This is a genomic window from Flindersiella endophytica (assembly GCF_054779015.1).
The window spans coordinates 174,943-189,521 of sequence record NZ_BAAGYY010000015.1; the positions used below are offsets into that span (position 1 = coordinate 174,943).

Genomic DNA, 14,579 nt, shown 5'->3' on the forward strand with positions numbered 1-14,579 from the left:
CTCATCGTGCCATACCTTCCACGGATGCGAGCCGCCGTGCCGTCACGAACCGGGACTTGCCGCTCAGGTCGGGGTTGTCGCGTACGTTCGTCCAGGCACCGGTGGCCGCGAACACGGCTGGTGCGGTGTCCCTCTGGACGTCGGCGTGCTCGACGACGGCCCAGCCACCGGGCTTGAGCAGACGGGCTGCCGAACGTTCGATCACCCGGATCGCGTCCAGGCCGTCGGGGCCGGACCACAGCGCCAGCGCCGGATCGTGGTCGCGTACCTCCGGCTCGACCGACTCGTAGGCGGCCATCGGGATGTACGGCGGGTTGGAGACGATCACGTCGACCGTTCCGGAAAGCTCCCCGAACGCCTCGGCGGCGTCACCGAGCGCGAGCGTCACGGAGCTGCCCGCGAGATTGCGCTCGGCCCAGGCGTGCGCGGCGGGGTCGAGCTCGCAGGCGTAGACCCGCGCGGCGGGCAGCTCGGTCGCAATCGACAGTGCGATCGCACCCGAACCCGTACAAAGGTCGACGACGACGGGATGGTCGTTCACGTCTTGTGCGGTTTCGATTACCCACCCCGCGACGATCTCGGTCTCCGGGCGCGGTACGAAAACGCCGGGCCCCACCTTCACCATCACGTGCCGGAACGGCGCCTCACCGGTCAAATGCTGCAACGGCTCACGTTTCGCCCGCCGGAGCACGAGCTCGTCGAACGTCCGCGCGGCGCCGTCCGGAACGGAGTCGAGGAACCGGAGCCGCAACCGCGGCACGCCGATCACGTGTGAGAGCAGCTCTTCCGCGTCGTACGCAGGCGACGCGACGCCCGCGTCCGCCAGCGTGCTGCTCGCCCGCTCGACCAGGTGGCGGGCACTGGTCACGAGGGCGCACCGTCCAAGGAGGCAAGGCGTTCCTGCTGATCGGCCGTGACCAGCGCGTCGATCACGGCATCGAGGTCGCCGTCGATGACATGGTCGAGGTTGTAGGCCGTGAAGCCGACGCGGTGGTCGGTGATGCGGTTCTGCGGGAAGTTGTAGGTCCGGATGCGTTCCGACCGGTCGACGGTGCGGACCTGGCTGCGCCGGCTGGCGGCCTGCTCGCGGTCGGCCTCCTCCTGCGCGATCTGCAGCAGGCGAGCCCGCAGGATGCGCATCGCCTGCTCGCGGTTCTGCAGCTGGCTCTTCTCGTTCTGGCAGGAGACCACGACGCCGGTCGGAAGGTGCGTGATCCGGACCGCCGAGTCGGTGGTGTTGACGCTCTGCCCACCCGGCCCGGAGGAACGGAAGACGTCGATCCGCAGGTCCTTCTCGGCGATCTCGATATCGATCTCCTCGGCCTCCGGCATCACCAGCACACCTGCCGCCGAAGTGTGGATGCGGCCCTGCGACTCGGTGACGGGCACACGCTGAACGCGGTGGACGCCGCCCTCGAACTTCAGCCGGGAGTACGGCGTCTCGCCGGGCACGGCGCCGTTCTTGCCCTTCACCGCGAGCGTCACGCTCTTGATGCCGCCGAGATCGGACTCGGCGATGTCGAGTGTTTCGGCGCGCCAGCCGTGGCGCTCGGCGTAACGGTGGTACATACGCAGCAGGTCGCCGGCGAACAGCGCCGACTCCTCGCCCCCCTCGCCGGCCTTCACCTCGAGGATGACGTTCTTGTCCTCGTGCGGGTCGGTCGGCAGCAGCAGCAAGCGCAGCTTGTCAGCCTGCGACTCGGCATCGGTGGCGAGGCGTTCGGCCTCGGCCGCGAAGCTCTCGTCCTCGCCGGCGAGCTCGCGGGCGGCCGTCAGGTCGTCGCTGGTGGACTTCCAGGCCTCGTAGGCAGCCACGACCCGGCCAAGCTCGGCGTACCGGCGACCGACCCGCCTGGCCTCGCGCTGGTCGGCATGGATCGAGGGGTCGGCAAGCCGGCGCTCGAGGTCGGCATGCTCCTTCAGCAATGCCTCAACGGCTTCGAACACGGCTTACTCCTTCGCTGGAATCACCTCATGAGACGCCAAACGGCGCCGGCCCCGCGGGGTCTCCGGTAAACACCAGGAGACCGCGGGCCGGCGCCGTGGAAGCGCTACTTCTTGGTCTTGCCCTTCTGGGCGTACCGCTTCTCGAAGCGGGCGACGCGACCACCGGTGTCGAGAATCTTCTGCTTGCCGGTGTAGAAGGGGTGGCAGTTCGAGCAGACGTCGGTGTGGATCGAACCGCTCTTTGCGGTGCTCCGCGTGGTGAACGTGTTACCGCACGTGCAGGTCACGCTCGTCTCACCGTACTCGGGGTGGATCTCAGCCTTCACAAGTGCTCCTTGGTCTCTTCGGTCGCCGGGTCGTCATCGCCGGTGTGGCGGGACGTGAACCGGAACCAGCCGTACAAGTATGCCAGGCGTGGCGAGGGCCCGTTCCGGGCGCTGCCGGAGCGGGCCCTCGTTCGCACTAGTCGTTGTCGCCGTTGCTGCGACCGGAGCTGCCACCGGTCAGTGGCATCGTCTTGTTGATCTGCATCAGGAACTCGACGTTGCTACGGGTGTCCTTCAGGCGGTTGAGCAGCAGCTCGAGGGCCTGCTGGCCGTCCAGGCCGGACAGCACGCGGCGCAGCTTCCAGACGATCGCGAGCTCTTCGCGGGTCATCAGCAGCTCTTCGCGGCGGGTGCTGGACTGGTCGACGTCGATCGCCGGGAAGATGCGCTTGTCGGCGTACTCCCGGCGCAGGCGCAGCTCCATGTTGCCGGTGCCCTTGAACTCCTCGAAGATCACCTCGTCGGCCTTCGAGCCGGTCTCGATCAGCGCCGTGGCGATGATCGTCAGCGAGCCGCCGTTTTCGATGTTGCGTGCGGCACCGAAGAAGCGCTTCGGGGGGTAGAGCGCCGAGGAGTCGACACCACCGGAGAGGATCCGGCCACTGGCGGGTGCCGCGATGTTGTAGGCACGCCCCAGCCGGGTGATCGAGTCGAGCAGCACAACCACGTCGTGGCCGAGCTCGACCAGCCGCTTGGCCCGCTCGATCGCCAGCTCGGCGACCGTGGTGTGGTCGTCGGCCGGGCGGTCGAACGTGGACGAGATGACCTCGCCCTTGACCGCGCGCTGCATGTCCGTGACCTCTTCCGGGCGCTCGTCGACGAGCACGACCATCAGGTGGGCCTCGGGGTTGTTCTGCGTGATCGCGTTGGCGATCGCCTGCATGATCAGGGTCTTACCGGCCTTGGCAGGCGAAACGATCAGCGCGCGCTGACCCTTGCCGATCGGCGCGATCAGATCGATGATCCGCGTGGTGAGGTTGGACGCCTCGGACTCCAGGCGGAGCCGGTCCTGGGGGTAGAGCGGCGTCAGCTTGCCGAAGTCGGGACGCTGCTTGGACAGCTCCGGGTCGGCACCGTTGACCGTGTCGACGCGAACCAGCGGGTTGAACTTCTCGCGCCGCTCGCCTTCCTTCGGCTGCCGGATCACGCCGGAAACCGCGTCGCCCTTGCGCAGGCCGTACTTCTTCACCATGGCCAGCGAGACGTAGACGTCGTTGGGCCCGGGCAGGAAGCCGCTGGTGCGGACGAAGGCGTAGTTGTCGAGCACGTCGAGGATGCCGGCGACCGGAATCAGGACGTCATCGTCGGTGAGCGCGGGCTCGGGGTCGTAACGGTCGCGGCGGTTGCCGCGCTCGTTGCGGCCGCCCCGGTCGCCACGGTCACCACGGCCACCACGGTCACCCCGGTCGCCGCCACGATCGTCGCGGTCTCCGAAGCGGTCGCGGCCACGCCGGCGGCGCCTGCGGCCACCGCCCTCGCCGTCGTCGTCGCGGTCGTCCCCCCGCCCACCTCCCCGGCCCTCTCCAAGGTCCTGTCGGCCGGCGTTGCGGTCGCGGCCTCCGTCGCGGTTGCTGTCACGGCCTCCGTCGCGGTTGCTGTCACGGCCACCATCACGGCCACCATCACGGCCACCGTCGCGGTTGCCATCCCGGTTTCCGTCACGGTTGCGGCCGTTGTCGCGGTCGCGGTTGTTGTCGCGGCCACCTTCGCGGCGCGAGCGCTGCTCGCCCCGGTCCTGGTCGCCGCCGGCCTTGGCCGCTGCGGAATCGGAGTCGGACCGGTCGCCCTGATCGCCCTTCCCAGGCTGCTCGGCCTTCTCCGGCTGCTCGATCTTGTCGGCTCTGTCCGCCTTCTCTGCCTTGTCGGCCTTCTCCGGCTTCTCGGCCTTCGCGGTCGGCTCAGCCTTCGCAGCCGGTTCGGCCTTGGCCTTCGGCTGCTCGGCGCCGTTCTCCTTGGTGGCAGCGCCGTTGTCGGACTCGTCGGCACGGTTAACCGTCACCTGGGTCCGGCTGGCCCGCTTGGCAGCGGGTCGTGCCTGCGCCGAGCGTGGCACCGCACCACCCGCCTGGCTGGCCTCGATGGCCTCGATCAGCTGGCTCTTGCGCATACGCGCGATGCCAGTGATGCCAAGCTGCTGCGCGACCTGCTGCAACTGCGGGAGTACGAGGCTCGAGAGGCCCTTCGTACGGCTACGGGAGCGCGACGCGCCCGTTTCGGCAGCACCCTGGTCGGCGCCAGAGTCGGCGGCCTGCGGGCTGGCGGTGGTATCAGTGGTCTCGGTCACGTGAGGTCCTCCCACGCGTGGGTTCGGCCGTGTCGACTGCGCTGTGATGGGTCTCGAAGCTCCAACTGCTTGAGTCCGGCGGGTCCTGCCGGGGCTCCTCCCTGATGGAGCGGTTCAGCGCTACGTGCACGGGATTTCGTCATATCTCGACCGGCGAAACCGAGGGCTAATCCTGTGCCTTCTCCTGCGGACCGACCGCAATTGACGAACACAGTGAGGAAGCCACACGACATCTAGTGAAAGCGAGACGTCCCCGGATTCGTGGCGAGACTCCGCCGGGCCACATCGAGGCACCGGCTCGGTCCCGAGCTTAACAGAGTGTGCTGGGCTCGGTCTCTACCCCCTGACAACATTCTCCGGCGTGTTGCCTATTCCCGGGCAGTGCCTGACGTGGCATGGGCACCCCGCCGGTCCACAGGTAACACGGTCGAAACAAAGCCGGCCGGCGCGGAGGCGGCCAGCCGCTCCCCCTGCCCGTTCTCCGCGAACGCCAGCACGGTGGGCCCGGCGCCGGAGATCACGGCGGGTATGCCCCGTTCGCGCAGCTCCTCGACCAGCGCGAACGAGCCCGGCATCGCCGGTGCCCGGTAACGCTGGTGCAGGCGGTCCTCGGTGGCGGCGAAGAGCAGGCCGAGATCGACCTCTCCGGACGGATCGCCGGCGAGCGCCGCGACCAGCAGGCCGGCCCGGCCGGCGTTGAGCGCGGCGTCCTGGTGCGGGATGTCGGCCGGCAACAGGCCGCGAGCCAGCTCGGTCGCGACCGGCGTCGACGGAACGTAGGCCACGACGTCGAACGCGCCCACCTCGACCCGTTTGCCGTGAAATCGCCCGCCCGCCGTCCACGCGACCGTGAGCCCCCCTCGCAGGCAAGCCGCGACATTGTCGGGATGGCCCTCGAGTCCGGCGGCGAGGTCGAGCGTGGCCGCGTCGTCCAGCTGAGCCTCTCCGTCGCGGGCGAGCGTGCGCGCCGCCAGTACGCCGGCGACGATCGCGGCCGCGGAGGAGCCGAGCCCGCGACCGTGCGGAATCCGGTTGTGACAGGTGAGTGCCAGCCCGGACGGCTGCTCCCCCAGCCGGTCGAACGTCGCCTGCATCGCGCGTACGACCAGATGCCGCTTGTCTCGCGGCACGGAAGCCGCACCCTCCCCCTCGACGTCGATCGAGAGGCCGGCGGGAATCAGCTCGACGGTGATCTCGTCGTAGAGCCCGAGCGCCAGCCCGAAGGCGTCGAATCCGGGCCCGAGGTTGGCGCTCGTCGCGGGCACGACGACCCGGCAGATGTGTGTGGACATAAGCGCTCTGAGTTACACGAGGCCGAGTGCGCGGGCGGCGGCGTCCGGGTCGGGGGCCACGACCAGCCGGCCGATCTCGCCCACCGCGGACAGCGCGGTGTCGACGTCCTTCAGCCCGTGGCCCGTCACGGTGACCGCGATCGTCTGTCCGGCGTCGAGCTTGCCGGCGGCGTGCGCGCGCAGCAGGCCGGCCGCGCCGATCGCCGACGCAGGCTCGACGAAGATGCCGTCCCTTGCGGCCAGAGCGGCCTGCGCGGCCAGGATCTCGGCGTCGGGAACGAGGTCGATCAGGCCGCCGGACTCATCGCGAGCCGCCTCGGCGTCCTTCCAGCGGGCGGGGTTGCCGACCCGGATCGCGGTAGCGACGGTCTCGGGCTGGACGACCGGCTCACCGCGCACGATCGGAGCCGCACCCTCGGCCTGGAATCCCCACATGCGGGGCAGTTTGGTGGTGTTGTCGCGATAGGCCTGGTAGCCGGCCCAGTAGGCCGTGATGTTGCCGGCGTTGCCGACGGGCAGCACGTGGAGGTCGGGCGCATCACCGAGCGCGTCGACGATTTCGTAGGGCGCGGTCATCTGGCCGGCCAGCCGATAGCCGTCCTGGTTGGCGGAGTTGACCAGTACGACGGGGTAGGCGTCGGCCAGGCCGCGGGCAACCGTCAGGCAGTCGTCGAAGTTGCCCTGCACCTGCAGCAGCTTGGCGCCGAAGACGATCGCCTGCGCCAGCTTGCCGGCGGCGATCCGGCCCTCGGGCACGAGCACGACCGGCGTCATGCCGCCCCGGATGGCGTACGCCGCGGCGGACGCGCTGGTGTTGCCGGTGGAGGCGCACACGACGAGCTTCACGCCCGCCTCGGCGGCCTTGGAGACCGCGACCGTCATGCCGCGGTCCTTGAACGAGCCGGTCGGGTTCTGTCCCTCGACCTTGACCAGCACGCGGCAGCCGGTCGTCTCGGAGAGCCAGTTGGACTCGACGAGCGGAGTGCCGCCCTCACCGAGCGTGATGACCGGAGTCTGGTCACTGACCGGCAAGCGGTCGCGATACTCCTCGATGACCCCGCGCCAGGGCCTTCCCATCGGCATGGCTGCCTCTCTCAACTCTCTCAGACTCAGTCACTCACCAGGTGAGCCTTCGACACGCATGACGCTCGCGACCTCGCGTACGACCGGCAGGTCGACCAACGCGTCAACGGTAGCGGCCAGCGCCGAATCGTTCGCCTGGTGTGTGACGACAACCAACTGCGCGTCGTCGCCGCGGCCTTCCTGGCGGACGGTCTGGATCGAGACGTCGTGACGGGAGAACACGGTCGCGACCTGCGCCAGCACGCCCGCGCGGTCCCAGACGTCGAGCGAGATGTGGTAGCGGGTGCGGGTGGCGCCCATCGGCAGCACCTCGACCTGGGCGTACGTCGACTCCCCCGGGCCGCGCTGGCCCGCGACGCGGTTGCGCGCGACGGTCACCAGGTCGCCGAGCACGGCCGCGGCGGTCGGCGCACCGCCGGCACCGGCGCCGTAGAACATCAGCCGGCCCGCGCTCTCGGCCTCGACGAACACGGCGTTGTAGGCCTCGCGCACGCTGGCCAGCGGATGGCTGCGCGGGATCATCGCCGGGTGGACGCGGACTCCGACGCCCTGGCCGGCCTCGTCGAGCTCGGCGATCGCCAGCAGCTTCACCACACAACCCATCGCGCGGGCGCTCTGGATGTCGGAGCCGGTGACCTCGGTGATGCCCTCGCGGTGGACGTCGGACGCGGTGACGCGGGTGTGGAACGCCAGCCCCGCAAGGATCGCGGCCTTCGCGGCGGCGTCGAAGCCCTCGACGTCGGCGGTGGGGTCGGGCTCGGCGTATCCGAGCGCCTGGGCGTCCTCCAGCGCCTCGGAGAAGCTGGTGCCCTCGGTGTCCATCTTGTCGAGGATGTAGTTGGTGGTGCCGTTGACGATGCCCAGCACCCGGCGCACTCGGTCGCCGGCCAGCGACTCCCGCAGCGGACGGACCAGCGGGATCGCACCGCCGACGGCCGCTTCGTAGTAGACGTCGACGCCGTGCTTCTCCGCGGCCGCGAACACGCTCGCGCCGTCCTCGGCCAGCAGTGCCTTGTTGCCGGTGACGACCGACGCGCCGTTCTCCATCGCTGCCAGCACGAGCTCACGGGCCGGCTCGATGCCGCCGATCAGCTCGATCACGATGTCGACGTCGGCCCGCCGAGCCAGTCCGGCCGCGTCGGTGGTGAACAGGCCCGGGTCCACGGCAGGCGGGCGCGGCTTGTCGAGCCGGCGCACGGCGATGCCGGCCAGCTCGAGCCGGACGCCAACCCTGGCCTCCAGGTCCTCGGCCTGCTCGGTCAGCAGCCGGGCGACCTCGCTGCCCACGTTTCCGCAGCCCAGCAGCGCCACCTTGAGGACCTGCTTTGACGCCTCCCCGCTCATCCAGCCCGCACCCTTCCGTCTTGCCTGCTTCTCTTGCTCGCTCTCGCGATCAACAAAGTCTCTTGGACGGCGCAGATTCTTGCTCACCGCATCCGCACTCCGAGACAAAGTCTCACCATACGGTGTGGGCTGAAGAGATCTTACGGAGGCGTTCGACTACGTGAGTTGACGGTGCAAGCGCTTTCCCCTACACCGTAGACGTGGTGAGACTTGGAGCAGCCCCGCGTGTGCTCGCGGGCGGCGTCGCCGCGGCTCTCATGCTGGCCGCGATGCCTGGCAGTGTCGTTTCCCAGGCCCTGGCGAGTCGTGCCGAGCTGGGGCGGCAGGTACTGCCGGCCGGCGACGGCTGGGGATCCTACGGTGACGTGACGACCGGCGGCTCGGCCGCCGACCGCGCTCATGTCTACACGGTGCGCAACCGGGCGGAGCTGGTCGCGGCGCTCGGCGACGCCACCAACGCGACGCCGAAGATCATCAAGGTCAGGGGCACGATCGACGCCAACGTCGACGCCTCCGGCGCTCCCCTGACCTGCGACGACTATGCCGCGGGCACCGGCTACTCCCTGCCGGCGTTCCTGGCGGCGTACGACCCGGCCACCTGGGGACGGATGGCGCCCAGCGGACCGCTGGAGGACGCCCGCCGGGTCGCGGCGGCGAACCAGAGCGCACGGGTCGCGATCCGGGTGCCGTCCAACACCACGATCGTCGGCGAGGGCCGCAACCCGACGATCGACGGCGCGAGCCTCCGGCTGAACGGCGAGAAGGCCGGCCGGGCGAGCAACATCATCGTTCGCAACCTGACATTGCGGAACACCTACGACTGCTTCCCGGCCTGGGATCCGACCGACGGCGAGCTCGGCAACTGGAACGCCGCGCACGACTCGATCCAGGTGATCAACGGCGCCGAGCACATCTGGCTCGACCACAACACGTTCACCGACGCTCCGAACCTCGACCGGGACGCGCCGGTGCTGTTCGGGCGGCTCTATCAGCGGCACGACGGTGCCTCCGACATCACGAACGCGTCGGACTTCATCACCGTTTCCTGGAACCGGTACACCGACCACGACAAGACGATGCTGATCGGCTCGACCAACGCGGCGACGCACGACGACGGCAACCATCTGCGGGTCACGGTTCACCACAACGAGTTCAGGAACGTCGGGCAGCGAGCGCCGAGGCTGCGGTGGGGGAAGAACGACGTCTACAACAACTACTACATCGTGGACCGGCCGGAGGAGTACTCCTACAGCCTGGGCGTCGGCGTCTTCTCCCACATCTACGCGGAGAAGAACTACTTCCGGATCTCGCCCAATCTCCCCGCAGCTGATCTGATCACGGACTTCGACGGCACGCAGGTGTACACCGCGGGGAACGTCGTGAACGGGCGGCCGGCCGACCTGCTGGCGGCGTACAACGCGGCGAACGATCCGGATCTCGTCCTCGATGACACCTGGACGCCGGAGCTGCGGACGCGAGTCGACTCGGTGTGGGCGGTGCCGAGCGTCGTGCGGGCCTGGGCGGGAGCCGGGCGAATCGGCTGAATCCGCGCGCGGAGCCGGATTTCCGTTACCCTGTGCCCAGAGCACGACACGCGACAACGCTGTGGGGGCGCAGATGAGCGGTCGATACTGGTCTCCCCAGCATCCCGTCCTCGAGGTGCTCCGTGACCGGCGCCGCCGAGGCGATCAGGAGGCGGCCCGCGGCGACCCCTATCGAGTCGGCCTGGCGATCCAGGGCGGCGGCATGCGCGGTGTGGTCACCGGCGCGATGCTCACCGCACTGGAGGAGCTGGGCCTGCACCGCGCGTTCGACGCGATCTACGCCACCTCGTCCGGGGCGCTGAACGCCGCGTACTTCCTCGGCGGGCAGACCTGGCGTCCGCTGCAGATCTACTGGAACCACCTGTCCACGCCGCGGTTCGTCGACCCGCGCCGGCTGTTCACCGGCGACGTGCTCAACCTCGACTACGCCTTCGACAACGTGCTCGGCGAGCTCGAGCCGCTCGACTACGACAGCGTTCTCGACTCCAAGGTGCCGTTGCACGTCGCGGTGACGCTGGTCGACGAGCTGCGCACCGAGGTCGTCTCGGAGTTCCGCTCCAAGCAGGACCTCATCGACGCGCTCCGGGCGACCACCTGGCTTCCGATCGCGATCCGTGGAACGGCCGGCTTCCGCGGCAGGCGGGCGATCGACGGGTCGATGCTCACCATCCATCCTTACCGCCTGGCGCTCGCCGACGGGTGCACGCACGTGCTGTCGCTGAGCTCCCGGCCGGTCGGCGGGCGCGGCCGCGAGCTCCCGCTGACCCGGGCGTTCTGGCACTGGAGGCTGAACCAGCTCCAGCCGGGCCTGGCCAAGGCCAACGTCCGCGCCAAGCGCGACTACCGCGAGGACCGGCAGGCGCTGGAGAACTGGAGCAGGACGCCGGGCGAACCGCCGTACGTGCTCGACATCGCGCCGCTGCGAGGCATGCCGGGTGTCACACCGTTCGAGCGGCGCGCCGAGCGGCTGATCACCGCCGCGCGCTGGGCGTACAACGTGATGGCGGCCGCCATCGAAGACGAGGATCCCGAGGTGCTTCGCACCGCCGTACGGCTCACGTGGTCCGAGGGGGAAACGGGGCGTTGAACTACAACACCAGAAGGCTTTTCGACGCGATCCAGACCATTCACCGGGACGGGGAGGACACCGGCCTGGACGAGGCCGTCGCCGGCTGGTCGGTCTACGACTGGCGCGACGTCCTGCTCGACCTCCCGATCGACAGCAGCACGTTCGCCTCGCAGCTGGAGATCTCCTGGGACGTCTCGATCTCGACGCTTGCGGGCTGGACCCGGCGGTTCGCGGCGCCGCGCGACGAGCGCGTGCTCGGCTACACCGGCGTCCTGCTGATCACGCTGCTCTCGCTGCGCTACTCCGAGCTTCGCCGGGCGCCGTGGGGCGAGGCACGTCGCGAGGACGGGCACAACGACTGCGCCGACAGCTGTCAGCGGCTGGTCGAGAACCCCGCTGTGCAAGCCGCGCTGTCCGAGCTCTACGCACCGCGCATGACCGACGCCGACAGCGCGGCGGTCGTGCGCGAGTGGGAGAGCATCGACTTCGGCACGCTGCGGTTCCACCGGCACGGCACCACGTCGTTCATCGTCACCGGCAGGCTCACCACCGCCACGCACGGGCGGCTGCCGACGTTCGCGCTGAAGCTCATCATCTATCCGTTCCTGCGGATCCCGACGATCGCGCGGGCCACCCGTGGGTACGCCGCGGAGTTCGATCCGCCGGCCGGCGAGCCGGAGCACCTGGTCGGCGTCTGGGCGAGCTCCGGGAGCTGGATCCTGATGGACTTCGTGCCCGGGCAGACGCTCGCCGAACGGATCGAGGCGGAGTTCGCGACCGGGCGCCGCGCCGGCCGGGGCGACGCGACGTCGGCGATCCGGCTCGACCTGATCGAGCAGCTCGGCCGGGAACTGTTTCGCGCGCTCGCGGAGCTGGAGCGGCTCGGCAAGCAGCACGGCGACCTCACGCCGTCGAACATCATGGTGACGGAGACGCCCGACGGTCAGCTGAAGGTGCATCTCATCGACCTCGGCGTCAACTACCTCTACCTGCGCAACATGCCCGGCCACGGCGGCGTCGACGCGCCGTACGTCGCGCCGGAGATCCGCGACATCGACGACCAGGCCGAGACCGGGTTCGCCAGGAGCGACCTGTACTCGCTGGGGCAGCTGATCGTCCTGCTCGGGTCCGGAGCGCCGGCGCCGGACGGTCACGTACCCACGGCCTTCTACGCCCAGGCGCCGCCGATCGCCCGCTTCATCGAGGACCTGATCGACGCCGATCCGCGGCGCCGGTTGCTGCTGTTCCACGCGCGGCACGCCCCGGACGGGCTGCCGTACGACCGGCTGTGGACGAACCTCGTCGACGAGCTCGCGGCCGCCCGGACCAGCGTCTCGGATCGGCGGTGGTGGTCCGACATCGCGGCACTGGCCGACCCGTTCTTCGGCACGGTCTGGCGGCTCGGGCGGCTGTGGCGGGAACGGCGCAAGCAGGGTCCGGACCGCGAGCGTGCTCCAGGGCGGCTGTTCGCGTGGTCGGTGGCTTCGGCGGTCTTCGCCACGCTGACGTCGGTCCTGATCAGCATCTGGATCCGGCGGATCGTGGGGTGGGACTGGGACAACGACGTCATCGTCGCGCTCCAGCGGCTGTTCGGCGCGCAGCCGGACGAGTTCCCGCTGATCGACCAGCTGAAGTCGCCGCACTACAAGTTCCCGGTCGGGGCTCCCAAGGTGGCGTTCGGCGTGCTGGCGCTGACGTTCACGTTGATCGGCGTGAAGTACTACCAGAGCCTGTTCGCCAGCGTGACGCCGATGGCCCTGGGCCGCGGCGCCGGCCGGCTCGGCGTTCGCGCGCTGGTCGCGGAGATCGCCATGCGCTTCTGGACGATCGCGCCGGTGCTGATGGTCCTGCCGCCGCTGCTCGTCCAGCCGCTGTGGTGGGCGGTGTTCGCGGCCGCCGGCATGACGATCGTGACGATCTGCAACTGGCTGGCGGCCTCGTTCGGTCAGGCGGTCGTCAAGGAGGGCCGCAAGCTGGAGCTGTCGACCGTCCCCGAACGCATCACGGGGATCAGCCGCTACCGGTCGTGGATCCCTGGAAACACGCTCTACGCCGTGCTGCTGTGGATGATCGCGATCCTGCTTCAGCTCGGCGTCGCCCGGGACGCCATCGTCTACGTCTCGATGATCTGCCTGGTCAACGTCGTGCAGCTCTACGTCGTCAAGTGCAGCGTCGAAGGACCGGACATCCGCGCGGGGCTCGGGCGGGCCTGCATCGCCGCCGAGCGGATCCGCCACCTCCGGCTCGCGGAGGCAGCGGAACCTGTGATCATTCCGCCACGTCGAGCCGGAGCAGATCCTCTTCGGTCTCACGACGAATCAGCAGCCGCGCCTGACCGTTCCTGACCGCCACCACCGGCGGGCGCGGCGCGTGGTTGTAGTTGCTGGCCATCGAGCGGCAGTAGGCACCCGTCGACGGCACCGCGAGCAGGTCTCCGGGCTGGACGTCGCCGGGCAGGAACTCGTTCTTGACGACGATGTCGCCGGCCTCGCAGTGCTTGCCGACCACACGAGCCAGCACCGGCTCGGCGGCCGAGCCGCGGGAGGCCAGCGTGCAGGAGTATTCCGCGTCGTACAGCGCGGTACGGATGTTGTCGCTCATCCCGCCGTCGACGGAGATGTAGGTGCGCGACGCTCCGGCGTCGAGCTCCACAAGCTTGACGGTGCCGACCTCGTACAGCGTGAAGACCGCCGGGCCCGCGATCGCCCGGCCGGGCTCGATCGACAGCTTCGGCGCGGCGACGGCGTAGCCCGCGCACTCGTGCTCGACGATCGCGTTGAGCTCCTTGGCCAGCTGCTCCGGCGGCTCGGGGTCGTCCTCCGTCGTGTAGGCGATGCCGAATCCGCCACCCAGGCAGAGATTCGGCAGCTCGACGCCGTGTGCGTCGCGGATCGCGGCGTGCAGGCCGATCACCCGCCGGGCCGCGACCTCGAACGCCGAGGTGTCGAAGATCTGCGAGCCGATGTGGGAGTGCAGCCCACGCAGCTCGAGTCCCGGCTCGGCGAGCACGCGCGCCACGACCTCGGCCGCTTCGCCGCCGGCTATGGAGAAGCCGAACTTCTGGTCCTCGTGGGCGGTCGCGATGTATTCGTGCGTGTGCGCCTCGACACCCACCTTGACCCGGACGTAGACGGGCGCGACGACGCCGCGTTCGCCCGCGAGCTTCGCCAGCCGGGCGATCTCCTGGTGCGAGTCGATCACGATCGCGCCGAGCCCGGCGTCGAGCGCCCGCTCCAGCTCGGACACGGACTTGTTGTTGCCGTGGAGCTTGATCCGCTCGGCGGGGAAGCCGGCGCGCAACGCGACGGCCAGCTCACCGCCCGAGCACACGTCGAGGTTGAGCCCCTCGTCGCGAACCCAGCCCGCCACCTGCGTGGAGACGAAGGCCTTGGCGGCGTAGTAGACACTCCACCCTGCGAAACCGTCGCGGAACTCACGGCACCGCTCGCGGAAGTCGCCCTCGTCGACGATGTAGGCGGGCGTGCCGAATTCCTTTGCCAGCTTGACGACGTCGACACCAGCGACGGTCAGGACGCCGGACTCGTCCCTGCGGACGTTCCGCGGCCACAGCGTCGGCAACAGGGAATTGACGTCGGCAGGCGGACGCAGCCACTCGGGCCCTCGGTGCCCGACGTCGGCGTGCAGTGCTCCTGCCTCATGCGCTCTGCTCACGCGCCAAGCCTATGACCG

11 protein-coding genes are annotated in these 14,579 nt (G+C 69.7%); 3 read left to right on the forward strand and 8 right to left on the reverse strand.

Annotated features, from left to right (window positions below; genetic code table 11):
• Position 1: 1 nt before the first annotated feature.
• The 7 genes from prmC to ACYVF6_RS16470 all read right to left on the reverse strand — a co-directional run bounded on the left by prmC (position 2) and on the right by ACYVF6_RS16470 (position 8,276).
• Complete coding sequence (gene prmC / locus ACYVF6_RS16440) at positions 2 to 868, reverse strand: N5-glutamine methyltransferase family protein (RefSeq protein ID WP_460522046.1); 867 nt, start codon at positions 866 to 868, stop codon at positions 2 to 4.
• Positions 865 to 1,947, reverse strand: a complete 1,083-nt coding sequence (prfA, locus tag ACYVF6_RS16445) for a peptide chain release factor 1 (RefSeq protein ID WP_460522048.1) — start codon at positions 1,945 to 1,947, stop codon at positions 865 to 867. Before prfA ends, prmC begins: the two co-directional genes overlap by 4 nt.
• A gap of 104 nt (positions 1,948 to 2,051) precedes the next feature.
• Positions 2,052 to 2,273, reverse strand: coding sequence for a 50S ribosomal protein L31 (gene rpmE, locus ACYVF6_RS16450; RefSeq protein ID WP_460522050.1), 222 nt, complete (start codon positions 2,271 to 2,273; stop codon positions 2,052 to 2,054).
• 136 nt (positions 2,274 to 2,409) lie between these two features.
• The gene (gene rho, locus ACYVF6_RS16455) at positions 2,410 to 4,557 is read right to left on the reverse strand and encodes a transcription termination factor Rho (protein WP_460522052.1); all 2,148 of its coding nucleotides are present in this window, start codon (positions 4,555 to 4,557) and stop codon (positions 2,410 to 2,412) included.
• Between the two features lie 368 nt (positions 4,558 to 4,925).
• Positions 4,926 to 5,849: a homoserine kinase gene (thrB, locus tag ACYVF6_RS16460; protein ID WP_460522054.1), complete on the reverse strand. Its 924-nt coding sequence runs from the start codon at positions 5,847 to 5,849 to the stop codon at positions 4,926 to 4,928.
• 12 nt (positions 5,850 to 5,861) lie between these two features.
• A complete protein-coding gene (thrC, locus tag ACYVF6_RS16465) occupies positions 5,862 to 6,932 on the reverse strand; it encodes a threonine synthase (protein WP_460522056.1) in 1,071 nt (356 codons plus the stop codon).
• A 30-nt stretch (positions 6,933 to 6,962) separates the two neighbouring features.
• Positions 6,963 to 8,276: a homoserine dehydrogenase gene (locus tag ACYVF6_RS16470; RefSeq protein WP_460522058.1), complete on the reverse strand. Its 1,314-nt coding sequence runs from the start codon at positions 8,274 to 8,276 to the stop codon at positions 6,963 to 6,965.
• Positions 8,277 to 8,479: 203 nt separating this feature from the next.
• Here ACYVF6_RS16470 and ACYVF6_RS16475 point away from each other — a divergent pair, with 203 nt between their 5' ends.
• The 3 genes from ACYVF6_RS16475 (at position 8,480) to ACYVF6_RS16485 (ending at position 13,234) form a co-directional block, all read left to right on the forward strand.
• A complete protein-coding gene (locus ACYVF6_RS16475) occupies positions 8,480 to 9,820 on the forward strand; it encodes a pectate lyase family protein (RefSeq protein WP_460522060.1) in 1,341 nt (446 codons plus the stop codon).
• A gap of 73 nt (positions 9,821 to 9,893) precedes the next feature.
• Positions 9,894 to 10,907 carry a patatin-like phospholipase family protein gene (locus tag ACYVF6_RS16480; RefSeq protein ID WP_460522062.1) on the forward strand — a complete coding sequence of 338 codons (1,014 nt, stop codon included), beginning with the start codon at positions 9,894 to 9,896 and terminating at the stop codon, positions 10,905 to 10,907.
• Positions 10,904 to 13,234, forward strand: a complete 2,331-nt coding sequence (locus ACYVF6_RS16485) for a protein kinase family protein (protein ID WP_460522064.1) — start codon at positions 10,904 to 10,906, stop codon at positions 13,232 to 13,234. The genes ACYVF6_RS16480 and ACYVF6_RS16485 overlap by 4 nt, the downstream gene beginning before the upstream one ends.
• On the opposite strand, the gene lysA is transcribed toward ACYVF6_RS16485, so the two are convergent.
• Entirely contained in the window at positions 13,158 to 14,561 is a 1,404-nt protein-coding gene (gene lysA, locus ACYVF6_RS16490) for a diaminopimelate decarboxylase family protein (RefSeq protein WP_460522066.1), read from the reverse strand. The genes ACYVF6_RS16485 and lysA overlap by 77 nt on opposite strands.
• Positions 14,562 to 14,579 lie beyond the last annotated feature (18 nt).

What these genes read in the sequence shown, in the direction of transcription:
- ACYVF6_RS16480 (WP_460522062.1), top strand. Translation starts at nt 9,894, where the DNA reads ATGAGCGGTCGATACTGGTCTCCCCAGCATCCCGTCCTCGAGGTGCTC.
- thrC (WP_460522056.1), bottom strand. Translation starts at nt 6,932, where the DNA reads ATGCCGATGGGAAGGCCCTGGCGCGGGGTCATCGAGGAGTATCGCGAC.
- ACYVF6_RS16470 (WP_460522058.1), bottom strand. Translation starts at nt 8,276, where the DNA reads ATGAGCGGGGAGGCGTCAAAGCAGGTCCTCAAGGTGGCGCTGCTGGGC.
- thrB (WP_460522054.1), bottom strand. Translation starts at nt 5,849, where the DNA reads ATGTCCACACACATCTGCCGGGTCGTCGTGCCCGCGACGAGCGCCAAC.